The organism is Rhodococcus sp. IEGM 1370 (genome assembly GCF_033142325.1).
Classification (GTDB): domain Bacteria; phylum Actinomycetota; class Actinomycetes; order Mycobacteriales; family Mycobacteriaceae; genus Rhodococcoides.
The window spans coordinates 70071-93852 of the sequence record NZ_JAWLRY010000012.1 but is presented as its reverse complement, the minus strand read 5'-3'; the positions used below and the strand labels follow the sequence as shown (position 1 = coordinate 93852).

General features: G+C 63.4%; 28 protein-coding genes. 15 read left to right on the top strand and 13 right to left on the bottom strand.

The features are described from left to right. Window positions 1-44: 44 nt before the first annotated feature. A complete protein-coding gene (locus tag R4P47_RS16015) occupies window positions 45-2240 on the top strand; it encodes a heavy metal translocating P-type ATPase (protein ID WP_032401336.1) in 2196 nt (731 codons plus the stop codon). Window positions 2241-2346: 106 nt separating this feature from the next. On the opposite strand, the gene R4P47_RS16010 is transcribed toward R4P47_RS16015, so the two are convergent. The 8 genes from R4P47_RS16010 to R4P47_RS15975 all read right to left on the bottom strand — a co-directional run bounded on the left by R4P47_RS16010 (window position 2347) and on the right by R4P47_RS15975 (window position 9012). Then, complete coding sequence (locus R4P47_RS16010; protein ID WP_008720034.1) at window positions 2347-2991, bottom strand: DUF305 domain-containing protein; 645 nt, start codon at window positions 2989-2991, stop codon at window positions 2347-2349. A gap of 85 nt (window positions 2992-3076) precedes the next feature. Next, window positions 3077-3499, bottom strand: a complete 423-nt coding sequence (locus R4P47_RS16005) for a DUF6153 family protein (RefSeq protein ID WP_027494146.1) — start codon at window positions 3497-3499, stop codon at window positions 3077-3079. Between the two features lie 73 nt (window positions 3500-3572). Next, window positions 3573-4934 (bottom strand): MBL fold metallo-hydrolase, encoded by a 1362-nt coding sequence (locus R4P47_RS16000; protein ID WP_094686195.1) that lies wholly within the window; start codon window positions 4932-4934, stop codon window positions 3573-3575. Between the two features lie 57 nt (window positions 4935-4991). Next, on the bottom strand, window positions 4992-5261 hold the full coding sequence (locus R4P47_RS15995) for a metal-sensitive transcriptional regulator (RefSeq protein WP_027494148.1): 270 nt from the start codon (window positions 5259-5261) through the stop codon (window positions 4992-4994). Between the two features lie 79 nt (window positions 5262-5340). After that, window positions 5341-6114 carry a sulfite exporter TauE/SafE family protein gene (locus R4P47_RS15990; protein ID WP_179277853.1) on the bottom strand — a complete coding sequence of 258 codons (774 nt, stop codon included), beginning with the start codon at window positions 6112-6114 and terminating at the stop codon, window positions 5341-5343. Beyond that, a complete protein-coding gene (locus tag R4P47_RS15985; protein WP_094686196.1) occupies window positions 6114-6533 on the bottom strand; it encodes a DUF302 domain-containing protein in 420 nt (139 codons plus the stop codon). Before R4P47_RS15985 ends, R4P47_RS15990 begins: the two co-directional genes overlap by 1 nt. 42 nt (window positions 6534-6575) lie before the next feature. Continuing rightward, on the bottom strand, window positions 6576-6827 hold the full coding sequence (locus R4P47_RS15980) for a YgaP-like transmembrane domain (protein WP_027494151.1): 252 nt from the start codon (window positions 6825-6827) through the stop codon (window positions 6576-6578). A 28-nt stretch (window positions 6828-6855) separates the two neighbouring features. Next, window positions 6856-9012 (bottom strand): MMPL family transporter, encoded by a 2157-nt coding sequence (locus tag R4P47_RS15975; protein ID WP_374230349.1) that lies wholly within the window; start codon window positions 9010-9012, stop codon window positions 6856-6858. Between the two features lie 624 nt (window positions 9013-9636). Between R4P47_RS15975 and R4P47_RS15970 the strand changes: the two genes are divergently transcribed. After that, on the top strand, window positions 9637-9984 hold the full coding sequence (locus R4P47_RS15970) for a hypothetical protein (protein WP_317785186.1): 348 nt from the start codon (window positions 9637-9639) through the stop codon (window positions 9982-9984). A gap of 201 nt (window positions 9985-10185) precedes the next feature. Here the strand turns inward: R4P47_RS15970 and R4P47_RS15965 are convergent, their stop codons facing one another. Then, window positions 10186-10476, bottom strand: coding sequence for a hypothetical protein (locus tag R4P47_RS15965; RefSeq protein ID WP_068051213.1), 291 nt, complete (start codon window positions 10474-10476; stop codon window positions 10186-10188). A 154-nt stretch (window positions 10477-10630) separates the two neighbouring features. Next, complete coding sequence (locus R4P47_RS15960) at window positions 10631-11179, bottom strand: recombinase family protein (RefSeq protein ID WP_032375677.1); 549 nt, start codon at window positions 11177-11179, stop codon at window positions 10631-10633. A 443-nt stretch (window positions 11180-11622) separates the two neighbouring features. Between R4P47_RS15960 and R4P47_RS15955 the strand changes: the two genes are divergently transcribed. The 4 genes from R4P47_RS15955 (at window position 11623) to R4P47_RS15940 (ending at window position 15894) form a co-directional block, all read left to right on the top strand. Then, window positions 11623-12240: a recombinase family protein gene (locus R4P47_RS15955; RefSeq protein ID WP_317785185.1), complete on the top strand. Its 618-nt coding sequence runs from the start codon at window positions 11623-11625 to the stop codon at window positions 12238-12240. A 101-nt stretch (window positions 12241-12341) separates the two neighbouring features. Then, window positions 12342-13310, top strand: a complete 969-nt coding sequence (locus R4P47_RS15950) for a DUF2637 domain-containing protein (RefSeq protein WP_317785184.1) — start codon at window positions 12342-12344, stop codon at window positions 13308-13310. Between the two features lie 2000 nt (window positions 13311-15310). Next, on the top strand, window positions 15311-15511 hold the full coding sequence (locus R4P47_RS15945; RefSeq protein WP_317785183.1) for a type II toxin-antitoxin system HicA family toxin: 201 nt from the start codon (window positions 15311-15313) through the stop codon (window positions 15509-15511). Further along, window positions 15508-15894, top strand: a complete 387-nt coding sequence (locus tag R4P47_RS15940; RefSeq protein ID WP_317785182.1) for a HicB family toxin-antitoxin system — start codon at window positions 15508-15510, stop codon at window positions 15892-15894. The genes R4P47_RS15945 and R4P47_RS15940 overlap by 4 nt, the downstream gene beginning before the upstream one ends. A 71-nt stretch (window positions 15895-15965) precedes the next feature. Here the strand turns inward: R4P47_RS15940 and R4P47_RS15935 are convergent, their stop codons facing one another. Together R4P47_RS15935 and R4P47_RS15930 are read right to left on the bottom strand one after the other, a co-directional pair. Continuing rightward, a complete protein-coding gene (locus tag R4P47_RS15935) occupies window positions 15966-16508 on the bottom strand; it encodes a hypothetical protein (protein ID WP_317785181.1) in 543 nt (180 codons plus the stop codon). Window positions 16509-16708: 200 nt separating this feature from the next. Continuing rightward, window positions 16709-16921, bottom strand: a complete 213-nt coding sequence (locus tag R4P47_RS15930) for a hypothetical protein (protein WP_317785180.1) — start codon at window positions 16919-16921, stop codon at window positions 16709-16711. A 98-nt stretch (window positions 16922-17019) separates the two neighbouring features. Between R4P47_RS15930 and R4P47_RS15925 the strand changes: the two genes are divergently transcribed. The 5 genes from R4P47_RS15925 (at window position 17020) to R4P47_RS15905 (ending at window position 20867) form a co-directional block, all read left to right on the top strand. After that, complete coding sequence (locus tag R4P47_RS15925; RefSeq protein ID WP_317785179.1) at window positions 17020-17871, top strand: hypothetical protein; 852 nt, start codon at window positions 17020-17022, stop codon at window positions 17869-17871. After that, on the top strand, window positions 17868-18203 hold the full coding sequence (locus R4P47_RS15920) for a hypothetical protein (protein ID WP_317785178.1): 336 nt from the start codon (window positions 17868-17870) through the stop codon (window positions 18201-18203). The genes R4P47_RS15925 and R4P47_RS15920 overlap by 4 nt, the downstream gene beginning before the upstream one ends. Before the next feature lie 60 nt (window positions 18204-18263). Beyond that, complete coding sequence (locus R4P47_RS15915) at window positions 18264-18650, top strand: hypothetical protein (RefSeq protein ID WP_317785177.1); 387 nt, start codon at window positions 18264-18266, stop codon at window positions 18648-18650. 247 nt (window positions 18651-18897) lie between these two features. Beyond that, window positions 18898-19143, top strand: a complete 246-nt coding sequence (locus R4P47_RS15910) for a hypothetical protein (protein WP_317785176.1) — start codon at window positions 18898-18900, stop codon at window positions 19141-19143. A gap of 89 nt (window positions 19144-19232) precedes the next feature. Next, the gene (locus R4P47_RS15905; protein WP_317785175.1) at window positions 19233-20867 is read left to right on the top strand and encodes a ParB/RepB/Spo0J family partition protein; all 1635 of its coding nucleotides are present in this window, start codon (window positions 19233-19235) and stop codon (window positions 20865-20867) included. Between the two features lie 94 nt (window positions 20868-20961). Here R4P47_RS15905 and R4P47_RS15900 read toward each other — a convergent pair whose 3' ends face one another. Then, complete coding sequence (locus tag R4P47_RS15900; protein ID WP_317785174.1) at window positions 20962-21204, bottom strand: transcriptional regulator; 243 nt, start codon at window positions 21202-21204, stop codon at window positions 20962-20964. A gap of 224 nt (window positions 21205-21428) precedes the next feature. Between R4P47_RS15900 and R4P47_RS15895 the strand changes: the two genes are divergently transcribed. The 4 genes from R4P47_RS15895 (at window position 21429) to R4P47_RS15880 (ending at window position 23651) form a co-directional block, all read left to right on the top strand. After that, a complete protein-coding gene (locus R4P47_RS15895) occupies window positions 21429-21683 on the top strand; it encodes a hypothetical protein (RefSeq protein WP_317785173.1) in 255 nt (84 codons plus the stop codon). 113 nt (window positions 21684-21796) lie between these two features. After that, window positions 21797-22012, top strand: a complete 216-nt coding sequence (locus R4P47_RS15890; protein WP_317785172.1) for a hypothetical protein — start codon at window positions 21797-21799, stop codon at window positions 22010-22012. Beyond that, window positions 22012-22668, top strand: coding sequence for a DUF6349 family protein (locus R4P47_RS15885; protein WP_317785171.1), 657 nt, complete (start codon window positions 22012-22014; stop codon window positions 22666-22668). The genes R4P47_RS15890 and R4P47_RS15885 overlap by 1 nt, the downstream gene beginning before the upstream one ends. A 38-nt stretch (window positions 22669-22706) precedes the next feature. Then, entirely contained in the window at window positions 22707-23651 is a 945-nt protein-coding gene (locus R4P47_RS15880; RefSeq protein WP_317785170.1) for a hypothetical protein, read from the top strand. Window positions 23652-23782: the final 131 nt, after the last annotated feature.

Genomic DNA, 23782 nt, shown 5'->3' with positions numbered 1-23782 from the left:
TGGGATGAATGGATATCGAACTCGATGGATGAGAGGACTGCACGATGAACGATCACACACACTCCGACGTCGACTCCGCGCGGACGGATCCGCCGAACAGACTGCAGCACAGCGGGCATGAAGAAGGACCCGAAATGCACACGGACGGGGCAGAGAAGGCGACTCCGCAGTCGGACCACGACACCGGCGGGCACAACGCAGAGCACGGCGGGCACACCGGTCACGGTGATCACGTCGGTATGTTTCGTCGCCTGTTCTGGGTCATGCTGGTCCTTGCCGTTCCGGTGATCGTTGCCTCGAACATGTTCGCGATGCTCCTCGGCTACTCATTGCCCGACGCAGCGTGGATTGCCTGGGTCTCTCCGGTGTTCGGAACGGTGATGTACGCCTGGGGCGGGTCTCCGTTCCTCTCCGGAGCAGTCAGCGAAATCCGTTCCCGTGCACCGGGAATGATGCTGCTCATCGCCCTCGCGATCACCGTCGCATTCATTGCGTCGATGGGAGCGAGCCTCGGCCTGCTCGATCATCAGCTCGACTTCTGGTGGGAACTGGCCCTGCTGATCGTGATCATGCTGCTCGGGCACTGGATCGAGATGAGATCACTCGCCCAGACCACCTCCGCTCTGGACTCGTTGGCGGCGTTGCTCCCGGATGTCGCCGAACGCGTCGAGGGCGACGATGTGGTGCCGGTGCCCCCGTCCGAGCTGCAGCTCGGTGATGTCGTTGTCGTCCGCCCCGGCGGCCGCGTACCGGCGGACGGCACCATCGTCTCCGGATCGGCGAGCATGGACGAATCGATGATCACCGGGGAATCACGCACCGTCCGCCGCAGCGACGGCGATCAAGTCGTCGCCGGCACTGTCGCCACCGACTCAGGTCTGCGCGTCCAGGTCACTGCAGTAGGGGAGGACACCGCCCTCGCCGGCATCGGCCGCTTGGTCGCCGACGCCCAGAACTCGACCTCGCGCGCTCAGCGCATCGCGGACACCGCCGCTGGCTGGCTGTTCTGGTTCGCTCTCGGTGCCGCGATCATCACCGCTGCGGTGTGGACTCTGGTCGGGATGCCCGACGACGCCGTCATCCGCACCATCACCGTGTTGGTCATCGCCTGCCCGCACGCACTCGGACTCGCGATCCCGCTGGTGGTCTCCATCGCCACCGAACGTGCCGCCCGCGGCGGGGTTCTGGTCAAGGACCGGCTCGCACTCGAAACCATGCGCACGGTGGACACCGTGCTGTTCGACAAGACCGGGACCCTCACCAAGGGTGAACCCACCGTCACCGCAGTCGAGGTGACCGGCGGGCGCACCGCCGACAACGTTCTCGCGCTGGCCGCTGCCGCAGAAGCAGATTCCGAACATCCACTCGCCCGTGCCATCGTCGAGGCCGCACGCGCGCGGAACCTGACGGTCCCGGCTGCAGCCGGCTTTCAGTCGTCCCCCGCCGTCGGGGTCGCAGCCGACGTCGACGGCGTCCGGATCCAGGTCGGCGGGCCGGCACTGCTCGAGCAGGAACACGGATCCGAACTCGCTGTCGCCGACCGGTGGCGCGGGGACGGGGCGATCATCCTGCACGTCCTCGCCGACGGGGCCGTGATCGGTGCCCTCGCGCTCGCCGATGAGATCCGGTCCGAGTCACGCACTGCGGTAGACGCGCTGCACGCGCGAGGAATCGCGGTCGTGATGATCACCGGTGATGCCGACGCCGTCGCGAAGTCCGTCGCCACCGAGCTCGGTGTGGACCGCTACTTCGCCGGGGTGAAACCGGAAGACAAGTCGCACAACGTCGCTGAACTCCAGAGCGAAGGCCGTACGGTGGCGATGGTCGGCGACGGAGTCAACGACGCCCCGGCTCTGGCGCAGGCCGATGTCGGTATCGCGATCGGGGCCGGCACCGACGTCGCAATCGCATCGGCCGGAGTGATCCTCGCCAGCGACGACCCGAGGTCGGTGTTGTCGGTGATCGAACTCTCGCGCGCCTCGTACCGAAAGATGAAGCAAAACCTCTGGTGGGCAGCGGGATACAACCTCATCTCGGTTCCGCTCGCGGCAGGAGTGCTCGCGCCGGTCGGGTTCGTGCTGCCGATGTCGATCGGCGCGATCCTGATGTCGCTGTCGACGATCATCGTCGCTGCGAACGCACAATTACTGCGTCGACTCGACCTCACACCCGACACCATCACCGGAGCGGTGAACGAGGGGAGTTCCAACCCTCCGTCGCAGCGCACACCGTCACTGTGAGAGCTGATCTCGTACCGGGAACGCAGCCCTGACAATTGTGGAACGTTGATGGCCGCACCTTCTCCGCCGGAGAGGATGCGGCCATCGTTGTCTATAGCGGGCCGGGTCAGCCGAGCAGCCGCTGCATGGTGTCGATTTCCTGCTGCTGGGTGGCGACGATGGTGCGGGCCATCTCCAGGGCGTCAGGATTGGAACCGTCTGCGATTTCGGTGTTGGCCATCTCGATGGCGCCGGTGTGGTGGGCGATCATCATCGTCAACCACTGGCGGTCGAATTCCGGTCCCGACGCTGCCATCAACGCGTCCATGTCCTGAGCGGTCATCATGCCGCTGCCGGAGCTGTGGTCCATCCCGCCCATGTCACCCATGTCACCCATGTCACCCCTGTCCATGTCGGGCATGGGCTGGCCCCACTCGGTGAGCCAGGTGGTCATCTGGTCCATCTCGGGCTGTTGCGCGGCGGCGATCGCCGATGCCAGCGACAGCACCTCCGGGTTGTCGGTGCGGCCGTTCGCCATGTCGGCCATCTCGACTGCTTGGGCGTGATGCGGGTACATCATCTGCGCGAACATCACGTCGGCATCGTTGAACTCTGCGGACGCGCTTGCTTGGGCCGAGGACATCGGTGCCGAGGACATCGATCCCATCGCATGGCCGTCCATCGACGAATCGGCCGCGTTGTCGCTACAGCCGACGACGAGGAACGCGCTCGCGGCGGCAGCAGCGATCGAGGCAATGACTTTGGTACGCATGAGGAAACTCCTTGCAAGAGTGGGTAGTGCAGAGAATTGGATGTCGTTCGATCCGCCGACAGACACGCGTCTGCCGGGCTCCCTGTCACACTCGCAAGGTCACCGATCTGTCCAACTCCCATAACGTCCACGGCGGCGCACGCTCAAGCGTGGAGTCGGCCCGTCCAATGATCCGGTTCACCGATGTCGGCGCCAGGTCGAGGGCTGCGCTCATCGCCGGGACCGTCAGCGCGGGCCACGACACCGTCGTGCCGACGCAGGGATGCATCATCTGGTGCCCCGACGGGCAGTCATGTTCCCCGGTCATCACCGGAACCGTGGCGTCCGTGTGGGACGGTGCTGCGAACGAGGCATGGCCGCCGCTCATCGATGTGGACATCGAGCCGGTCACGGGCATCGACATCGGTGTCACCGAATGCATCAACAGGACACCGAACACCGTCAGTGCAATCAGTAAAGCTGCCGTCGGAGCTGTGCCCCGTCGACCGTGCCGATTCACTGAGTGCATGCGGCCGATGATACCAACATATACCCCCTGGGGGTACGCCTGTCTCGTCGCGTTCGGTCGTCGAAGCATTTCGTCATGTCTTCGAGGTGTCGAGTCCGAGATCTGTTGCGCGGTTGTAGTCGTCGTCGATGAGCACCACGCTGCGATGTTCCCGGTCGAGTAGTGAGGCCGCGATCGAGGCGCGATAGCCGGAGGCGCAGTGCACCCACACTTTGCCGTCGGGAACTTCTGCGAGTCGGTGCGGCAGTTCGTGGAGGGGAATGTTGATCGCACCGGGGATGTGGCCGTCCGCGTATTCGGACTGTTGACGGGTGTCGAGCACTGCAATGTCCGAGTCCTCTGCGGCGAGTCCGGCGAAGTCGGACACTTCGTAGGACCGTACGCGCCCGTCGCTGGCGAGCGAATGAATCTCTCCGACAGCGGAGCCGGAGGGGTGGTCGATGCCGATACGTGCCAACTCCCTTGTGGCCTCGTCGATTTGATCGGATGTGTCGCCGATCAAGGTCAGCGGCGCACCCCACTGGTAGAGCCAGCCGAGGTAGGTGACGAATGTCGTCGACAGCTCGAAGCCGAGGGAACCGTCGAGATGTCCGGCAGCGAAGGCGGTGCGTGCGCGGAGGTCGACGACCCATTGTCCGTCGTCGATGCGGCGGCGTAGTTCGTCGGGGTCGACGGGTTCTGGGGTGGACAGGTCGATCGGTGCGGGGCCTTCGGTGTTGATGACGCCCATGTGGGCGTAGTACGCGGGGTAGGCCGACAGTCCTGCGATCAACTCGTCGACGTAGGTTTGTTCGTCCTGGGTCAGCGCGGGATTGGACTGTTGCTGTTCACCGATGGTCGACGAGTCGCCGCTGGTGGGGGTCGCGGAGCAGAAGCTACCGAATCCGTGGGTGGGGTAGACCTCGACGTCGGCGGGGAGTTCGGCGGCGATTCGACGGACCGAGTGGAACTGGGCATGGGTGAGCTCGTCGGTGTGTTCGGAGCCGAGTAGGTCGGTGCGGCCGGTGGATCCGTAGAGCATCGAGCCGCCGGTGAAGATCGCGATCGGTTCGTCTCCGAGTTGCAGTACGTAGCTGACGTGATGATGTGTATGGCCCGGGGTGTGCATGACCTGAAACGTCGCCGATCCCGCGTCGACGACATCGCCGTCCCCCACTGCCCGTCGCTCGAATTCGACCGGGTCACCCTCGGGCACAACGTATTCGGCTCCGGTGGCGCGTGCGAGTTCGAGTCCGCCGGTGACGTAGTCGTTGTGGATGTGGGTTTCGAGTACGTGGGTGATGGTGGCGTTCTTCTCCGTGGCCAGTGCCAGGACGCGGTCGATGTCACGTTGGGGATCGATCACGACGGCGATGCCGTCGTGGCTGATCAGGTAGCTGCGGTCGCCGAGGCTCGACGTTTCGATGATGGCGATGTCTGGATCGGTGGTGCTCACGGGGTACTCCTACGGTGTAATCGGGTCGGCCTCGTTTCTGACGTGAAACGTCCTCGTTCAGGCCAGTGCGAGGAAGAGCTTTTCCAGTTCTGCTTCGGTCATGGGCTCTTTGTTGTCTGCGGTGTCGCCGGTCATGCATTCACGAAGGCCGGTGGCCACGATCTTGAATCCGGCTTTGTCGAGGGCGCGGGAGACGGCGGCGAGTTGAGTGACGACGTCTTTGCAGTCGCGTCCGTTCTCGATCATGCCGATCACACCGGCGAGTTGGCCGTGTGCGCGGCGCAGACGGTTGAGTACCAATGCGATGCTGTCTTCGTCGCCGATCATTGCGGTCTCCTGAGGGTGTGTGATGGTGGTAGTCCTTCCAGATTACCCCCGGGGGCATCGGTTCGGTGTGTGCAGTCGGTCATGAAAGAACGAGGGTGTCGACAAGTACATAGCCCGCGACGGCGAACACCAGGTAGGCGAACCACGTGCGCAGCTTGTCGGTGTCGATGCGTGTGCTCAGTTTTCCGGCGACCAGCGAGCCTGCGATCGCCGCACCGGCGAACGCGGCTGTCAGTGGCCAGTTCCCGCCGAGCCCGTCGGCCTGAGCGATCAGTCCGGCGGCGGAGTTGGCGACGATGACCACCAGCGACGTTCCGACAGCGACACTCATCTCGATTCCCAGCAACAGCACCAGAGCGGGGATGATCAGAAATCCTCCGCCGACGCCGAACAGTCCGGTGAGGACACCGACCCCGAACCCGGTCGGTATGGACCGTGGTGCGCATCGCCGCCAATCGATCCCGGAACTTCCTGTCTTGCAAGCGGTTCCGACATCGTCGGTGCTGCGCAGCATCCGCGCCCCGGCGATGATCATGACGATCGCGAAGCCGATCATCACTGCGGCCTCGGGCAGATGCCTGCCCAGGACGCTGCCGACCAGCGTGCCGACGATACCGGTGGCCGCGAAGATCGCCGCCAGTCGCCATTCGACGAGCTTCGCCCGCACCTTGGGGATGGCCCCGGTCGCCGAGGCGACACCGATCACCAGCAACGATGTCGGTATCGCCTCCGACAGGTCCATTCCCAGGGCGTAGACGAGAACCGGGACGGCGACGATCGACCCACCGCCGCCGAGGAGACCGAGCAGGATGCCGACGGCGACGCCGAGGACCAGGGCCAGCGTCAGGGTCATCAGCTGTGTGCTGTGTCCTGGCCACCGAGTGCGTCGATGGCGGCCTGGAGCTTGGTGGTGGCCTCCGCCGCGACGTCGGAGAGTGCTGGTTCGCCTGTCGCTTGTACCATGATGTCGGGGTTCATGGCTTCGACGATGATCGATCCGGGTGCGCTCGTGTCGGCGCGGACGACGACATTGCACGGCAGCAGCAACCCGATCTGGCGCATGACTCCGACGGCGCGGTGCGCGAGGGTGGGATTGCAGGCACCGAGGATCAGATACTGCTCCATGTCCTCGTCGAGTTTGGCCTTCAACGTGGCCTGCATGTCGATTTCGGTGAGAACACCGAATCCCTGATCTGCGAGGGAGGCTTTGACGGCGTCGACTGCGGTGTCGAAGTCGGTGTCGGTCAGAGTGGTCGAGAGTGCGATGTTCATAAGGGAAGTTCCTTTCGGTCGTCGAACTGCGGTGATCTGGGCCTACCCGATTCGGGGCTGGCGAATACTCGGCACGCCCACCCTGGTGAGAAGCGCGCTGGCCGGGCACCAGCCGACCGCTGCGTAAAGGGCGAGGTTCGCGGCAGCGAACGCGCTGAGCAGTCGCCACTGCGGTGCGTGGAGTTCGCCGAGGGCCAGGCCGGTGGCGGTGACGCCGGCGGCGAGGGCGGGGACGATACGTTCGATCGGCCAGCCCGCGAACGCGGACGAGCGAGTGGTGTTCGGATCGATCATGATTGCTCCGTTCGGGTTGTAAGGGTGGTCAGTGCGAGAAGCTGATCGAGGGCAACACCTTGCGCAGCCAGGCCGGTGACCACCATGCGGCGTGTCCGCTCAAACGCAGCAGGACCGGCAGCAGGATCAGCCTGATCAAGAAGGCGTCGAGCAGTACCGCGACGCCGAGGATGATGCCCATCTCCTTCGGTGGGAGCGGATCGGAGAGTGCGAAGGTGAAGAACACTGCGACCATGACCGCGGCGGCGGCGAAGATGACCCGGCCGGAGTGGGCGAGGCCGTCGACCTGAGCGGCTTTCGGGTCCCCGGTCTTCTCGTAGTGCTCTTTCGCGGTGGCGAGCAGGAACACGGTGTAGTCCATGGCGATGGCGAAGATCATCGCGAAGAAGAACACCGGACCCCAGCCGTCGAGGAAGCCTTGCGGGGTGAATCCGAGCAGTGATGCGCCGTGCCCGTCCTGGAAGATCAGTTTCGCGACCCCGAACGCTGCGGCGGTCGAGAGCAGACTGACGGCGGTGCCGAGGATCGCGATCAGGGGTGCTTGGAGTGCGACGAGCAGCAGGATGAAACCGAGCGCCAGAATGATGCCGATCACCAGCGGTAGGTAGTCGTTCAGTGCTTGCTGTAGATCGAGGTTCTCCGCTGGGGCACCGCCGACCAACGCCGACTCCGGGAGTTCGGCGCGCAGGTCACCGAGGATGGTGCCCATTCTCTCGTCCGAGGGGTCAACGGTGGGAAGTGCTTGTAGCAGTGAGTAGTTTGAGCCGTCCGCGGCAGGCTGGGGCGGGGTGACCATCGAGATTCCGTCGACGGTAGTGGCTGCGGTGGCGGTCGCGGCGGCATCCGCGGACGGGACGACGATCTGCAGTGCGCCGGGTGCGCCGTCACCGAACTGGGCCTGGACGAGCTCGTAGCCCTGGCGAACCGGTGCGTCTTCGGGGACGACGGAGATCGAGGGCATTGCCACTTTCAGTCCGAGGACCGGAAGGGCCAGCGCAATGAGGATGCCGACGGACACCAGAGCGAACGGCCAGGGGTGCTTGTGGAGCAGTTCACCCCAGGCTGCGAATTTCGGGGAGCGGTGCTGCTGACGCTTGGCGTAGGGCAAGGATGCGGCGTTGACCTTGGAGCCGAGTGCACCCAGGGTTGCGGGGAGCAGGGTCATGGTGGCGATCAGCACGAACGTCACTGCGAGCATGATGCCGACGGCCATGGTGCGCACCGCCGGTGCGGGAACGAGCAGGACGGCCGAGAGGCTCACCAGGACGGTCAGTCCGGACAGGACCACGGCTTTGCCTGCGGTGTCCATGGTTTCGGCGACCGCGGCACGCGGATCGGCGTTGCGCAGTGCGTCGCGGAACCTGGCGACGATGAACAGGGCGTAGTCGATTCCGAGGGCGAGGGCGAACATCATCGCGAAGTTCATCGCCCACACCGAGATCGGCGTGACGCCGTTGAGCAGAACAAGTCCGCCTGCGGATGCGACCAGGCCGGCGACGGTGAGTAGCAGCGGCAATCCCGCGGCGACGAGAGAGCCGAACGCGAGCACCATGATCGCCAAAGTGACCGGCCAGGAGAACAATTCGGCCTGGATCATGGCGTCGTGGTTGGCTTTGTTGAAGTCCGACCACAGTGCTGACGACCCGGTGGGGTAGATCTCGATACCGTTGCCGGACAGTGCGGTCAGCTCGCCTTTGACCTCGTCGACGGCTTTGACCATGTCGTCGGTACTCGTGTCTGCGCCGGCGATGAGGATGCCGGTGTGACGGTCGGGGCTGATGGTCATGCCCGGCTGGGGGGCGACGATCTCGCCGAAGCGGGTGTCGCTGTCGAACACAGCCGCGACGTCGGTGAGTGTCTGCTGCATCGCCGGGTCTTCGATCGAGGCGGTGTCGGAGTGAACGACGACCTGCACTGCTGCAGAGGAGTTGCCGCCGAAATGCTGCTGGGCGAGTTCGCGTACCTGGACGGATTCGGATCCGTTGGCCTGCCAGCCGGCCCCGGCCAACGACGAAAACACCGTTGGTGCAGCTGATCCAAGGGCGATTAGGGTGATCAGCCAGATACCGAACACCCAGCGGCGACGCGTGACCATCGCGCTCCCCAGGCGGCCGAGTGCGCCAGGTGCAGGTGGCCGGTCACGGTCGTGTCGGTCGGTAGCCGCCGCGGTAGCGGGCACGGACATAGCATTCTCCTAAATACGGGTGGGGGTATATGACAAGGCCACGAAGGCCCAAAAGCTTCCTCGAAGACTTAAAGGTGAGGTGTCAGCGATGAAACAGGGAGTGAAAAAAGCCGGTGCGCCTAGCTGGATCGGGTGCCTCGCTCGACGAGCAGGTGCACTGCTGCGGCCGTTGGACATTCTTCATGACGCTGTCGATGTGGCGCCCGCAGCCGGCCCAGGTGGTCTTACCGCATGTCGGGCATGCGACGGGGTAGCACATGGCAATCCTTCCTGGCGGGGTGTACCTACTGTTGCACATACCTAGGGGGGTATGCAAGTACCCCTAGGGGTATAAATCATCGATGCGAGGGTGATGAATGGGAAGGTTCACCGCCGCGGGCGAAAGGGGAACGTTCGCATTTCGTGTAGGAAGACCGCGACTGCTCGAGACGGACTACAGGTGTCAGTTTCAGAAGTAGGCTGCACGATTTGCTGGGATTTTACCCGTGATTGCAGTCGTCTTCTGACATTCTGAGTGCAGAAGTGAACTGCACAAGCGGCACCACAGGTCGGGGTGTTCAAGGCTGTGGTGGGGGTGGGCGGCCGATGTGCGGACGGGTCGATACGTCGACCAGAATCATCGGTATGACGGAAGAGCGGTCGGCAGAGACTTTTGTGGGGTTCGCGGTGCGCTGGGAACCCTATGGAGGTGCCGATGACGAAGACATCTTCGTGGCGTTCGGGATTTCGGGTGCGGAGTATCGGCGCCGGTTGTGGTGGGCCTTGAATCTGCCCAGTGGCCCAGACCTGGACGCCGATGTCCGTGATCGACTCCGTGAGTACGCCATGCGTACCACGCGCCTACGCCGTCGTCGGGGCGGTAGCGAAGTTCGCGATGCACTCAGTGGCGTGTGGAAATGGGGTGATTCCTACGGTGATCGCGACGTGAATCGACTTCCCACCAGCGAGGGCGATCAACGCGAGGATCAGTAGTGTCGATGACGTTTGTCAGTGTCAGAAGTTGGCTGCACTTCGTGCTGACGCCGGGTGTTGGCCTGGGGAACCTTTGGTGCGGTTTCGCAGCGCCCGCGTGATGTCGATGATCGTCATGGCCAGCAGGACTGGTATGGCAATGCTTAGTACGGCCGCGGACCCGATGACCGAGGCAACCAGAATTGAGTAGATGTCCACCGGTCAGGTCTTGTCGCTGATGTCGTTCGGTGTTGTCGGTGCTGTCGTCGACGGTTCGGATTTGTGGTGCTCGATGATGTCGGCGTCGTCGGCGAAGATCAGCGTTCCGTCTTCCGACGCGATGGCCCATCGATGGGGCATGGCCCAGTCTCGGCCGGCGGCGGGGACGGTCAGCAAGTAGTCGGCGAAGTCCTCGACTACGGTCCCGGTAGCGGTGCCGCCCTCTAGGCGTCGCACTTGGAGTGTGTCACCAATGGTGGGTGGTGTCGTTGTGATCTCTACCGGTTCGGTCATGACGGAATTGAAGCAGACGAATTCTCGTGGCTGATCATGCGTCCATCGATTTTCAAAGTCGTCGATGTGCCCGAGACCCCCACGGTGGCAGCTTCGGAAGTTGACTCGCATCGGCCCGGCGGGCCATGTGCGAGAAACGGCGATTGGCGGTGGGCTATTTCAAGTGCCGGTACAGCGTCGATCGCGACACTCCGAGCACTTCTCGGATGTCGGTGAGTGACATTCCGCCGGTGCGCATTCGCTTCGCTTGTTTGATTTGCGTCCCGGACATCGCCGGTGGTCGGCCACCGAGTCGCCCTTGGGCGCGTGCCACCGCCAGTCCGAGGTTGGTGCGTTCGCGGATGAGGTTGCGTTCGAATTCCGCCAACGCTCCGAAGATGGAGTAGATCAGCTTTCCGCCGGAGGTGGTCGTGTCGATCGCTTCGGTCAGCGAGCGGAATCCGACGCCATCGACGTCGAGCTGCTCGACCGTTTCGAGGAGATGGGGGAGTGATCGCCCGAGACGGTCGAGTCGCCACACGACCAACGTGTCGCCGCGCCGCAGATGCGAGAACAGATCCGACAGCTGCGGCCGAGACGTCGTCGCACCCGACGCAGTTTCCGTCCACACTCTCGAACACCCGGCAGCGCTCAAAGCTTCGCTCTGCGCGTCGGCGCTCTGATCGGTCGTCGACACCCTCGCGTAGCCCAGAAGTTCTCCCACAGGGTCGAGTGTGTCACAACTCGTCGTAGGGACACGTTTCGGCGTGTCGGTTTTGAACATGAGTTCTGACACACACGCTCATCGTCCTTGCCGTGTCAAATCCAGGGCGTGTCTAAAACGAAGGTTAAAGACACGTAGTCATAAGTGAGCGCCTAGGTTCGGACGATCGGGCAGTCAAAGCACCAAAGGAGCAATCTAGCGTTTTCGCTAGATTACTTGAGAGGTGTCAAGTGCAGCGCACTTCTGAACTCGTGCACTCGTCTTCTGAAACTGACAACAGGTCTACCTTTAACAGTGGCTGTATGACACCCACTTCTGAACAAGTGCAGCTGACTTCTGAAACTGACAGTCGGGTAGGTGCTCGACCAGCCTGTCGGTGTCCTGGTAGATAGTCCTGCAAGAAAGTCCAGTTTGATGGCGGGTTTCGAGATGGAGGGCTTCAGGTGGACGAAAACCTGATCGGGTACGCGCGATGCTCCACACGCGGACAGGATCTGCGAGCGCAGCGCACAGCCCTCCGCAAGCTCGGCGTCGACACCGGCAACATCTACACCGACCGCGGCTATACCGGACGCAACAGAGAACGACCTGGTCTGAACGAAGCCCTTTCCGCAGTGGGGGAGGGGGACACTCTGGTCGTCACCAAACTCGACCGACTCGGCCGCTCAGTCACCGACCTCCACGCCATCGTCACGGAACTCGACAGCAAGGGTGCTCGCCTGATCTACGGTGGCCAGGTCTACAGCCCCGGCGACCCGGCGAGCAAAATGTTCTTCACCGTCCTCGGCGCGATGGCCGAATTCGAGGCCGACTTGACGCGCGCACGCACCCGTGAAGGTGTGGCCATCGCCAAAGAGCAGGGCCGGATGACCGGTCGTAAACCCAAACTCACTGCGTTGCAACACGAACGCATCCTCGAAGACTACGAGTCCGGACGATTCGGTGCAGCTTCCCTCATGGACCTGTACGGCCTCAGTCGCTCTGCTGTTTACGCCTCGCTTGCTCGTGCGCGCCACCAACGCGATACCAGCTCACCCCGCACCGCAACGACCAGAAATTAGCTCGCCAGCAACCGCGCCACCACACACCAGCCGACACAGAGGCCCCGGTAGTGCTCCACACACCACCGGGGCCGGTCGATCACAGAACGGACCTGCGATCAATGAGCAACGCTAATGCCCTCGACCTCGACGCAACCAGCGAGGACACCCTCGACATCCACCCACGCGTACTGACCGGCGCACTGATCACCGGCCTGACCATTGCCATCATCGTCGGCGCGGCCTCGTTCAAGCTCTCTTTCTCCACCCTGCTCGACCTCGCCGTCATGGCCGGCATCGACCCGGCTGACGCCTGGGTCATCCCCGTCGCCCTTGACGGCCCTATCCTCGCGGCCGCCGTCATCCGGATCGCCCTCTCTCAACACACCGACGCTGCCACCAGGCGAGGCCGGCGACTCGTCGTCGCAGTGCTGACCGTTTCGGCGATCTTGTCCATCGCAGGCAACGCCTATCACGCAGTCTTGACCGCCACCGTCCTCAACGCTGCCGTCGCAGCTGCAATAGCAGCATTAGCGCCCGCGATGGTCCTCACGATGAGCGAGGTCGTCGCGGTCGTCCTACGCGCACCACGCCGACGCCGGTCCACGACCAAGATCGACACTGCTGGCACTCCCGCCCAAGTGGCCGCACCAGCCCGGACCGACGACCCCACCACCCGCATCGAGGTCGAACAGGACACTGCCGCCACGGCATCGGGCATTGCCGGTATAGACGAAGATCTCGACAACGGACTGCTCAAACCTGCCGTGTGGACCAGCGTCGACCTCTACCTCGCGCATCCCGACTGGTCGCTGAGCGATATCGCACGCCACCTCGAACTGCACACTTCGACGGTCTCGCGGCACATCAAGACCTGGACTCAGGTGCAGCAGAACATCGCCGCCGAACGCAGCACCGCAGCCCCCATCCTGGCCAACCAGGCACACGCCGCCGATCCCAGCAACGACCAATACTCCGGCCACGACCACGACCACGACGGCGGCGACGCGCAGACGAGTTCGGACTACCGCGTCGACGACTACGCCCCGGTGGGCAGCAGCGATCGTGACTACGCGCATGCGGCGCGCTGATTCAACAGTGATCTGTCAGCGCGCGCCCTATTAGCCGGAGCTGCAACGCAATTCGCCCGATACGGTTGTACAGTTCGACTCATCACAACCGCTATAGAAGGACGGAAAAGACATAATCGGCGAGAAGGCGCGGAACCATGCAAGTTCTGCCAGGCTGCGAGCTACAGCAGAAAGGTGCGATTCGCCCAGGTCCCGCTGGAGATCACCGTGGGCGCACCTGTCGAGTTCATACCGAGGCAAGACACGAGGATCGATCCCGTACGATCTGCCGCCGCAGCCTATGAGCGTCTACTTCCCGGTCACGCTTGAGAACATATCGCCTGACTCAACCATGCCGGGTTCGGTCCTTGCAGGTGTTGCCTTTCCGAAAGGGAGGTCTAGTCTTACTCACGGTCCTTGCCGTGCCGGTTGGGATTGAGCGGGATGCCGGGTTTGCCGCCTGCCAACGCGCAAGCCCGGCACCCCCTCGACTACCCGTTCGACTGCTTGCGTTCGCTGGCAGTCCGTATCGCTGTCGCGAGACTGGCGGTAGCTATGAAGACCTGCCCGGCGGTAGTCCAACTATCGAGAATGCCGAATGGCATAGCCGCCAGACCGCACACAACAGTCCATCGAACCAAAGCCCCAACAGGGGCGGCACCTGCGCCGGATCCGTTGCGCCGGCCACTTCCATCATCTTCCTGTGTCACGCTGACTCCTTGATTCCGTGCCGGTTGGGTGTGGGTTCTGTCCAGCACGTCGGTGCTCCTTGCTGCCAAACAAGGTCTCTACGAAAGAGGTGTGAGTACCGACGTCCTGGATAGGAACTGAATGTATCGCCGAACAATTGCGAATGTACTACGCGACTCGCTGGCTGCCCACAGATTCTATGGATCGCAACGCTTATAATTACTATGCATGTTCAACGTACGATCGCACCGTTTAGATTTTTAAAGGTTGAGTCTTAATCGCAATTTACAGGTGTCATTTTGTTAGGATTGAGGCCTGGATAGCACCTTGCCGATTATGATCGCATCACTTAACTAACCACAAAGCATCGTTTAAAATTGCAATGAAACAGTTAGCAGCTCTTCGCGTCATTTAAGACTAGAGCAACACATATGTGGTAAGCTCAGGCATGAGCAGAGGCCTCGGGTCTGTCGAAGTGGCTATATTGGCCGCGCTCGCGAAGAGGACAAAGGGTGGGCCATGGCCCAGTTCGTGGAGCCCCCTTTATACCCCGGAGCGCGATTATATTCCGATTTCAAAGCAACCCGCCGGTAGATATTCGTTATATTCAGCGGGCTTACCGGATATAGAAGAGATGGTGCAAAAAGCCAGTAATGCCAGGTCCAAGAAAGTCGCAATTCGACGTGCCGCACGTTCGTTGAAAGCTAAAGGCTTGATTGACGTATTCGTCTGTGGCGCTTCATATTTGGTGGACGTCGAATCGGGTGAAATGATGTCACACCCTCTAACTTGTGTTCGATTCTCCAGCGAGGGTCAGTATGGTCGCGCTAAGGAAGTCCTTGGCCAGTATGCACAGCAGAAGCAGAATGTTGAGAGAGCGAATGCCTTCAGGGAAAAGACACGGAAGGCCCTTCTGGAGAAAGCTGCAAAGAAGCGGGCCTTAGAAGATGATGACGATCTAGAGGAATGGAAGGACCGATATTCCTCTTCACGGAATCGTGCGCAGGATAGAAAGCACTGAGTTATTTTTCTATTGAGCGCGTGTATCCTTGACCCAAGCCTATAGGGCCGCATCTTCAGTGTCTCAAAATACTCCTGCCCGGAGTTCCGACCGTGGTACTCTGGAACGTTTACGGTTTGCCAGTTTCGTACGATCGGCTGACTCATCTGACATGCCGCGCCCATCTACCAGCGTGAAAGCCCCGACGCTTGCACCAGATGGAGGAGTGCGACATCGCCGCATCCTTTCGGCCGACCACCTCAGCCGATGTGGAAGCAAATAACGTCTAGTTGACTTGACTAGAAAGTGTCCAGTCGACTAGACTAAAGTCATGGTTACCGAGCAGCCCACACGAAAAGTGGTCAAGGCCCTCAAAGCGGCCGGGTTCACCTCGGTACGCACGGTCGGATCGCACAGCACGTGGGTCTCGGCCGACGGCGCGGTGAAAGTGACCGTGCCCGACGGGCACCGGACGATCTCGCCCGGCGTCTACCGCAAGATCCTCGCAGCGATGAAGGAGTCTCAGCAGTGAGCAAGACTTATACGGTGTCGGTCACCCGCGACGGCAAGTGGTGGATGATCGCTGTCCCCGAACTCGACGCCCTCACCCAGGCCCGTCGCGTCGACGATGTCCCCACCGCGGCGAAAGAACTCATCGCCCTCGAAACCGGTGTCGCTCTCGCCGACGTCGAGATCGAGCAACATATCGAACTCGAACCCGGGGGAGAGGATCTGGCAGTCCGTATCGCCGAGATCGCGACACAGCGAGCACGCTTGGCTGAGGACGAAGCCCGCGTCAGAGCGAGTACCGAGGCCTTCGCGAAGAAGCTCGCCGACGCCCAGGTGCCGGTCCGCGACATCGGAGCGCTTCTCGGAGTGACGTTTCAGCGAGCCAGCCAACTCGTCAACAGCTGACCGCCCGACCTCGCGGGCGCAACGGGGACTGCCATCCTGCTCGGGTCCGGTCGGTATGCCTACCTACCGGATCAGCGTCCGGATGATCCGGTAGGTAGGCATACCGACCCGGTGCAATCCGGCGTCGACGGTGTTTCGGGCGGAACCGATTCACCGACCACGATTCTGGAGGTCTGCGCTGTGACTTCGAAGCGTTCCTGCTGGATTCCTGGCGTGCCCCACCCCATGACCGATAGGTTGCCCCCTCCTCTTGGGTCTGGTTGAGCACATACCCATTCGACGAAGTATTCCTGGCCGACAGGCAAGTTTTCGATGGTCTCGCCTGCGGTTGTGCCCGCGGGGACCCATATTTGGGTGTCACTGATGAAGGCTCTGCCTTGCTCGATGAGTTCGTCCGGATACTGCTTGTCGCGGACGAACGGCTCATACATGCCAAGAAACATGCAGACGATGTCTTGGTCTCGAGTGTTGGTGAAACTGCCCGTGACGGTGTTACCGGCAGTGCTGAAGCTGGCAGTGACGGATGTGTCGGCAGCGGCAGCGGGTGTCGCCATCGCCAGGCAAACAGGTATCGCCGCGGCTAGGGCGAAGACGGCTGTTGCAGCTTTACGCATTGCTGAGGGCTACTTCCATTTTGTCCGGTCCCGACCGTTCGGTTCGATGTTGCCATAGTCGGTTGACCGGGGCGGAAGGGATACTGCTTCTATGACCAGTGACCGCAGTTTCGATCCGGATCCCGATCATGGACAGGACGGGTGGGTGACTCTGCCGAGCGGCAGCGGGCCTATCGCTACGAGGGATCGGACGACTTGATCTACGACGCGGGAACCGCACCCGACGCCGACGCGTCGAAATAGGCATGGACCCAGACGAACGCGCCGCCATCGTCGACGAGGGCTACGACCCCGACGACCCGACCGTGCGCGCCGACCTCGAGCGCGTCACCCGTGTTCTCGCCGAACATCGCCACCTGACAGCCGACCCCGAACTCACGCTCGACCACCTCGTGAACGCCTCCAGGGTTCACGAAACAAGACCAGCGTCGGGCGTATGCAGGTAGTTCGACATCGAACGTATGTTCCCATAGATTGAGGGGACTGATCCGTTCGGCGAAAGGTCGCACTCATGGCCGGTATCGCCGACTCGATCCCTGACCTGACCAACCTGGACAAGGCTGCGCAGCTCGCCGCCCTTCGCCGCAGCATGGCCGCGATTCCCGGCCGCCGCGACCACGCACCCACCGGCTCCGACGACTCGCCCGCATTCGCCCCAGCGCAGCCGACGGCGGAGGTTGTCGCGACCGAAGGCAATGAACGAGCCTCGAGCGGCCCTGTGCGCTCGCGAACCCTCAGAACCCTGCCGGTGCCCATGCCGCTGTCGGAACTGCTCCCACGCGGTGCACTGGCCCGCGGAACGGCCCTGTCGATTACCGGTGCAGGATCGATTCTCGTAGGACTCGTCGCCACCGCCACCGCGGCCGGCCACCACGTCGCCCTGATCGGGCAACCCAAGTTCGGGCTCCTTGCCGTCCACGAACACGGCGGCGATCTGTCGAAGATCGCCCTGATCGACCCCGGTCAGGCAGACCCTCTCGATGCCGCCAATATCTGCATTGATGGGATCGATCTGGTCATCAGTACCGTCCACGGTCGCGACGTTCCGCCGACCCGCGCGCGGGCTCTGTTGGCCCGAAACCGCACTCACGCAGGGATATTCGCGATCACGGACGGTCGAATGCCCGGCCTGGACGTGACGATTTCCTCCCGCCCCGTCGGCTACGGCGGCATCGAGCAGGGGAGGGGTCGTATCCGTTCGATCACCCTCGAGACCACCGTCCATGGACGCGGAATCGCCCAGCGCACAGGCCGCTTCACCCTCACTGCACCTACGTTCGGCGAGCACGGCGTGCGTTGGGCCCTGGCGGGTGCCGATGCAACTCCCGTTCACCGGCCGCACCGACTGGCGGTCGCGCAATGAACGGTGATCTGTACGAGAACTGGCCTGTGACCTTCGATCCCCCCACGCGCCGCATCGTCGATCCACCCCAGCGAGTCCTCGTCAACGTGGCGCTCACCGTGGCAGGCTCGTCCGGAGGCGGATCATTCCGCGACGGGACGCCGCTCAAGGTCCGCTCCGAAGGTCTCTCGATGGACGTCAAAGCCCCCGGTCTGCTCCATGCGTGGGTGAAAACATCACGTGGACAGTGGCTTTGCTGCCTCAGCTTCCAGATACCGATCGGAAACGGCAAGGGCTTCCTTCGCCTGGAACAGCAGTGGTGCCCTGCCGAAGCGGCGACCCCGGTCGCCTGACCGAAGCACCTAACGTCAAGATATCTTGACGAATCGTAAGCGTCAAGATATCTTGACGTTATGGAATCCGAGAAGGTCCTCACCCCGACCGAGCTGACCGAGCTCTACGTCCGATACAACGACGCTCTCGTCGATGTCGACCTCGCGCAGATGGTCCGCGAGCAAGGAAGCAAGGATGCCGCGACATGGGAGGCGAACGCCGAGCGAGGTTTGGCCGCAGCCATTTCTGACGTCGACGCACTGGAGATCAATGCCTTCCTGGTTTCGATGATGACCTCTGATCGGTACGCCATCATCAAACGACTTCGGGGTCGGGAGCGGCCTGTGCCGTGGTCGAAGATCGGCGAGATCCTCGGCATGAGCAAGCAAGCCGCGCAGCAGTGGTACGACACCTACAACCTGCGCCCTCGCATCGAAAACCCCACCCGCAAAGCGGGTCCGTCCTGAGCGCAGGCATGGTTCGCCCTGCGATGCGAAACGGGTCCGGCGGCAATACGGACCTTGGTGTCGAGCGTTGAGTAGTTTCCACGAGAAGTGTTGCAGCACTTGACCTTACAGCGCAACGCTGTAAGGTTGAGGTATGGAAGAAACAAGGCGGAATCTGACCGCGATTACCTCCGAATTCGGAGACGAACGAGCCGATGGCCGGGTGGGGGTGACGATCCGCGGCATTGACGGTGATATCGATTTCCTTTTGGCAACAACCGATTCGGAGTCCTGGACCCGTGCCGCGTCGGTCGAATTGTTGACCGCTCACGGCTACGAGGTGATCGGGGACTGGTCCGACATCGGCACAGACGATCCCATCTGGGAGGCCACCGTGACTCGGACCGGACCGCAGGCCGACGTCGCGACTGACATCTTCGGCGAATTCCCGGCAGTCGAGTGGCTGTTCGGCATCGAATGCGACGACGACTGCCCGGAGTGCAACCCAGCGTGACCGACCGGCCCGAATCGACGAGGCACCGGGCAGCTGGAATCTGCCCGGTGCCCCACCGCATCACATCACATCAGGGGAGAGAGAAACCAATGACCATCACCACGCCCGCACCGACCTCCACCGGCTACACCCTCGTCGACGCCGATCCGAACGAGCTCGACATCACCGCCAACGTCCGCACGGGTGTCGACATCACCGCTGCACCCGAGTTCATCGCCTCCATCACCGAACTCGGCGTCCGCCAGGCTGTGTTGGCAGTGCGCCGCGCCGATGGGACCCTCGCGGTTCGCGACGGGCAACGCCGCGTCCTCGCCGCCCGAGAAGCCGGCCTCGCCTCGATCCCGGTGATGGTGCGTGATCAGACGACCGACGAGCGGGCAGCAGGCATCGAGCGCATCACCGAGCAGATCAACCTCAACGATCAGCGCGAAGCCCTCACCAGGGGCCAACACGCCGCTGGCGTCGCCGAGCTGCGCGATCTGGGGCTGAGCGTGCAGAAGGTCGCGACCGCACTGCACGTCCCCAAGGCGTACGTCGAGAAGGCCGGTCGCGCAGGACGATCTGAGCGTGCTCGCCAGCAGCTCGACGACCGTCAGCTCACCCTCGAAGGGGCTGCGATTCTGGCCGATCTCGAAGACGCAGCCGAGATCGAGCCGTGGGTCACCGACGCTGTGGAGAGAGTCTTCGAGTTCGGCTACGGCATCGAGAACCGTCTCGCTACCATCAAGCGCCGAGTCGACGAACGAGCAGCCACGCGAGTTGCCGCCGCCGACCACATCGCACGCGGATTCACCCTGCTCCACGACGAGCCGTCCACCAGCGAGGGGGAGTGGTTCTCCCTCGCCGACCTACGTACCGCCGACGGTGGCGCGGTCCCGGCCGACGCGACCGAGAGGGCACCGCACCTGTGGCATATCCACGTCCACGCGACCGGTGCCATCTGGGTCGACAAGGTTACCCGCGACGAAGTAGCCGAAGACGACATCGACTTCGACACCGAGGACGACGACAACGCCGAACCCGACGGCGACCGGCGGCACGCCAACACGGTCGAGAAAGTGCCCGGCTGGAGCTACGAGTTCTTCCTCCGTCACGACAACCGCGCTGCGGCCGGCCTCGAACTCGCACCCGAGCGAATCGCCGCCAACGGCCCATCCGATGACGATGCTCAGGACGGGCTGACCCCGGCCCAACGCAAGGCAGCGCGCGCCGAAGCCGAACGCATCGAGAAAGAGCGGGCCGAACGCCGAAAGGTCAAGGCACTCAACCGTGCCGGAGCGACCGCGACCGAAGCCCGTCGAACATTCCTCACCGGCCTGCTTTCACGCAAGGACGTCCCGAAGAACGCCACCAAGTGGATGGTGAGGGTCCTGGCCACCCACGGTGATGTGTTCACCGAATCCAAATGCGGGGAGCGCTACGCCGACATCATGGGCTCCCCCCTACGCGAGGTACCGCAGAAAGCCGACAGCGCCACCGTTGCGCGCGCCGAGGTGCTGCTCCTCGCCCGTGTGCTCACCGCGTTCGAGGCCCGACTCACCGGGCCCCAGGATGCCAAGGACTACTGGCGGTTCTCCGCCAAGCACTACCGAGGCATGGTCGGCATCGACAGCTACCTGACCTTCCTCGCCGACAGCGGACACACCCTGACCCCTGTCGAACAGGCCGCAATCGGCAACATCACCGTCGACGACGCCTACGCCGCCGTCGACGACGACGCTTGACCGAAACCGCCCCGACAGACGGGCCCCGACCATCACCCGATGGCCGGGGCCCCTCGCGTTCGTCAAGATATGTTGACGATTGGTGCGGGTGACGTCACCCGCGCAGGTCTGTTCGCGCGCCGCTGCCGGGCCGGTCGGTGATCCATTGCTCGATATCGTCGCGCGAGTACAGCGGGGCATTGCCGATGCGACGGGTGGGCTTGGGGGCCTGACCCCGTGCGACGTAGGACCGCCACGTCGACGATGTAATCGCTTTGCCAGTCCTGCGTTCGATCACTGCCAGAACGTCGGCGAGGGACAGTTCGTCGGCAGCCATCACTGCCTCGTGGATACGCATAGTAGTGCGGTGCTCGACATGCCTGCACCTTACAGCGATCCGCTGTAGAAACTTCGCCGAACCCCTTGCAACCTTACAGCGAAACGCTGTAAGGTTGGGGTATGTCCTCGACCCGCACCGAACCGCGCCAATCCGATTGGCAGTCAACGCTGTTCGATGACTGCGCGCCACCTGGGTGTGCTGTTCCGGTTGTCGTGCCGGGAGATGTGTGCCAGTCCTGCCGCGTGGCTTTCGGGGACATGCTGAATGTGCGGACCGATGGACCGTCCCGCGATCCGGAGCAGGTCCGCGCCGACCTCGCTGCCCGTGACGCGAGCACCCGCGACCACTACCGGGCGCAGGCCGCCACCGTGGCTGCGGCGCAGCAGGTTTCGCCCCGCAAGCGCAACCAGAGCTGCTGGCTCTGCGAAGAACGACGGACCTGCACCTCGACCGCCGGTCGTTGGGAATGCGCCGACTGCCAGAGTCTGCCGTCCTGAACACCTGCGCAGAGCCCGCGACCGTCGTCGCTCACCTCTTTCTCCGCCCGACCTGGGGAGCACCCATGACCGCCACCCTCACCGCGCCCGCGCGCCGCCTCACAGGAGTTGGAATGAAACTGATTTCGCTCGACACCCAGTTCGACGGAACGATCATCGACATTCTCGGATACCGCACCGCGCCCGCAGGCCGCGTCGAGGTCACCGCCATCCTCGACGCACCCGGCACCTGGTACAGCCGCACCCACCCCGTCGTCCTCGACGCCAGCGACGTACGACTCTCGCTCGCCCTGCAGTCCCTCACCCGTACCGAGCTGGGCGTGCGGTGATGACCGAGACCGCAGGCCAGATCGACATCTTCGAGGTGCTCGCCGCCGCCGAAGCCGATGAACAGGAACTGCACGTCCAGCGGCACGGCATCCCGGTCCTGTTCGCCAGCCCCACCCGAGGAGTGGCAGCTCGCATCTCCGAATTCGAGACCTGGGAGACCACCTGGGGGCAACACAGCTCGAGCGCCGCCTCCCGCGCGTTCCGCCCGGGAATCTGCGACCCGTCCACACCCACAGACACCTGCCAACCCACCTGCATTGCAGCGGACCTCGACTGCTGCTGCCCGGACACGAGCAGGGACACCGCCTGCCAGTGCGTCGGCGGCGACGTCTACCGCGGCGCGTGCACCGGCTGCCCATGGGAAGGCGAGAACCGCGCCGACGAACACGAAGCAGTCAGCGACGCCCTCGATCACGCCCACCCCGGCTGGATCGACGACCTCCCGATCGTGATCCCCGAACGCGCACCGTCGCAGAAGGACCAGGCGTGGGCAGCGAAGGTCATCGAGCTCGTCGGTGAGCGACCCACCGGATGGCCCGTCATCACCCGACGCGGCGTCACCATCGGCCTTCGCTCGGTCCCGAACCGCTCACCGTGGGGCGGCTACGACGTCGCCGCCGCCTCAGCCGACGCACACCTCGCCCGCCAACCGTGATCTTCCTGCCCCACCCGAACCGGAAAGGCCCATCACCGATGAACAACCCGATACCCCAACCGACGCTCGCCTATACCGCCGACCTCGAAATGTTCCTGTCGTACGTCCTGTGGGGATGCACCGTGCTCGGTCTCCTCGGCATGGCCTACGGCGCAGCCATGGTCTTTCGACCTCAGTATCCAGGTGGTGGCGTCAGTAAGGCCCTACCGATCTGCGGGGGAGGGCTCCTCATCGCCATCGCCGCCACTGCAGTCCGAGTGGTGCTCTTGCCGGTGTCTACCGAGGAGGCGACGGACCTGCCGTCCGCCGACGCGCCCGCGATTCCGGCAGCCCCGGCACCGCCGACGGTCGATGCCGCCCCCGACGTTCCGATGGACTGGACTCCGCTGGTCTGGATCGTCATAGCGGTGCTTGCCCTCGTGCTGGCCGCGTACCTGATCGTTCGGACCCGCAGCCATGTCGTCGACCGCCGCAACGCCAAGAAGGCACTCGAAGCCGACTACGCCGCCGCCCACGCCGTCTACAGCGAGGTCGCGGACGTCTACGCCGCCTACCTGGCCGACCCCTACTCCATCTTCATCAGGCCCCTGCTCGACGACCTCACCGAGCCTCGCACCGCAGCATTCATCGACGCCTTCGCCGCCATGAACGATGTTCGGACAGAACAGTGCCCCGACACACCCGAACGCGTGCAGGCCTTCGCCGTCGCCGCACAGAAAGCACGCACCGCCTGGCGCAGCGCCGACGGCTACGCCCGCACCATGGGCCTACGCGTGACCAGCGTCGACGGCCAACGAACCGTTCGCCGGATCCGCAGCGCACTCGGTATCGCCCTCGACACCTCGTCCACCGGGCAGGAACGCGAGACAGCGCTACGCACCGTCGAGGAACTCGCGGCCGGCATCGTCACCATCCCCGACCGTATCTACGACAACGTCAAGATCGCCATAGAAACCACCACACGCAAACAGCTCACCAGCTGACCCAACCCGGCCCCGGTGGTGTCGACACCCAGCAGTGTGTCGGCACCACCTGGCAACATGACCCATCAACGACACAACAACGGACACAACTGTCGATCACGGCAGAACTCGAGTCGACACAATGCGAGGGG

Excerpts from the sequence above, each read along its gene's own strand:
- R4P47_RS16015 (WP_032401336.1), top strand. The coding sequence starts at position 45 with ATGAACGATCACACACACTCCGACGTCGACTCCGCGCGGACGGATCCG.
- R4P47_RS16010 (WP_008720034.1), bottom strand. The coding sequence starts at position 2,991 with ATGCGTACCAAAGTCATTGCCTCGATCGCTGCTGCCGCCGCGAGCGCG.
- R4P47_RS16005 (WP_027494146.1), bottom strand. The coding sequence starts at position 3,499 with ATGCACTCAGTGAATCGGCACGGTCGACGGGGCACAGCTCCGACGGCA.
- R4P47_RS15995 (WP_027494148.1), bottom strand. The coding sequence starts at position 5,261 with ATGATCGGCGACGAAGACAGCATCGCATTGGTACTCAACCGTCTGCGC.
- R4P47_RS15990 (WP_179277853.1), bottom strand. The coding sequence starts at position 6,114 with ATGACCCTGACGCTGGCCCTGGTCCTCGGCGTCGCCGTCGGCATCCTG.
- R4P47_RS15985 (WP_094686196.1), bottom strand. The coding sequence starts at position 6,533 with ATGAACATCGCACTCTCGACCACTCTGACCGACACCGACTTCGACACC.
- R4P47_RS15980 (WP_027494151.1), bottom strand. The coding sequence starts at position 6,827 with ATGATCGATCCGAACACCACTCGCTCGTCCGCGTTCGCGGGCTGGCCG.
- R4P47_RS15975 (WP_374230349.1), bottom strand. The coding sequence starts at position 9,012 with ATGTCCGTGCCCGCTACCGCGGCGGCTACCGACCGACACGACCGTGAC.
- R4P47_RS15970 (WP_317785186.1), top strand. The coding sequence starts at position 9,637 with ATGACGGAAGAGCGGTCGGCAGAGACTTTTGTGGGGTTCGCGGTGCGC.
- R4P47_RS15965 (WP_068051213.1), bottom strand. The coding sequence starts at position 10,476 with ATGACCGAACCGGTAGAGATCACAACGACACCACCCACCATTGGTGAC.
- R4P47_RS15950 (WP_317785184.1), top strand. The coding sequence starts at position 12,342 with ATGAGCAACGCTAATGCCCTCGACCTCGACGCAACCAGCGAGGACACC.
- R4P47_RS15945 (WP_317785183.1), top strand. The coding sequence starts at position 15,311 with ATGGTTACCGAGCAGCCCACACGAAAAGTGGTCAAGGCCCTCAAAGCG.
- R4P47_RS15935 (WP_317785181.1), bottom strand. The coding sequence starts at position 16,508 with ATGCGTAAAGCTGCAACAGCCGTCTTCGCCCTAGCCGCGGCGATACCT.
- R4P47_RS15925 (WP_317785179.1), top strand. The coding sequence starts at position 17,020 with ATGGCCGGTATCGCCGACTCGATCCCTGACCTGACCAACCTGGACAAG.
- R4P47_RS15920 (WP_317785178.1), top strand. The coding sequence starts at position 17,868 with ATGAACGGTGATCTGTACGAGAACTGGCCTGTGACCTTCGATCCCCCC.
- R4P47_RS15915 (WP_317785177.1), top strand. The coding sequence starts at position 18,264 with ATGGAATCCGAGAAGGTCCTCACCCCGACCGAGCTGACCGAGCTCTAC.
- R4P47_RS15905 (WP_317785175.1), top strand. The coding sequence starts at position 19,233 with ATGACCATCACCACGCCCGCACCGACCTCCACCGGCTACACCCTCGTC.
- R4P47_RS15900 (WP_317785174.1), bottom strand. The coding sequence starts at position 21,204 with ATGCGTATCCACGAGGCAGTGATGGCTGCCGACGAACTGTCCCTCGCC.
- R4P47_RS15890 (WP_317785172.1), top strand. The coding sequence starts at position 21,797 with ATGAAACTGATTTCGCTCGACACCCAGTTCGACGGAACGATCATCGAC.
- R4P47_RS15885 (WP_317785171.1), top strand. The coding sequence starts at position 22,012 with ATGACCGAGACCGCAGGCCAGATCGACATCTTCGAGGTGCTCGCCGCC.
- R4P47_RS15880 (WP_317785170.1), top strand. The coding sequence starts at position 22,707 with ATGAACAACCCGATACCCCAACCGACGCTCGCCTATACCGCCGACCTC.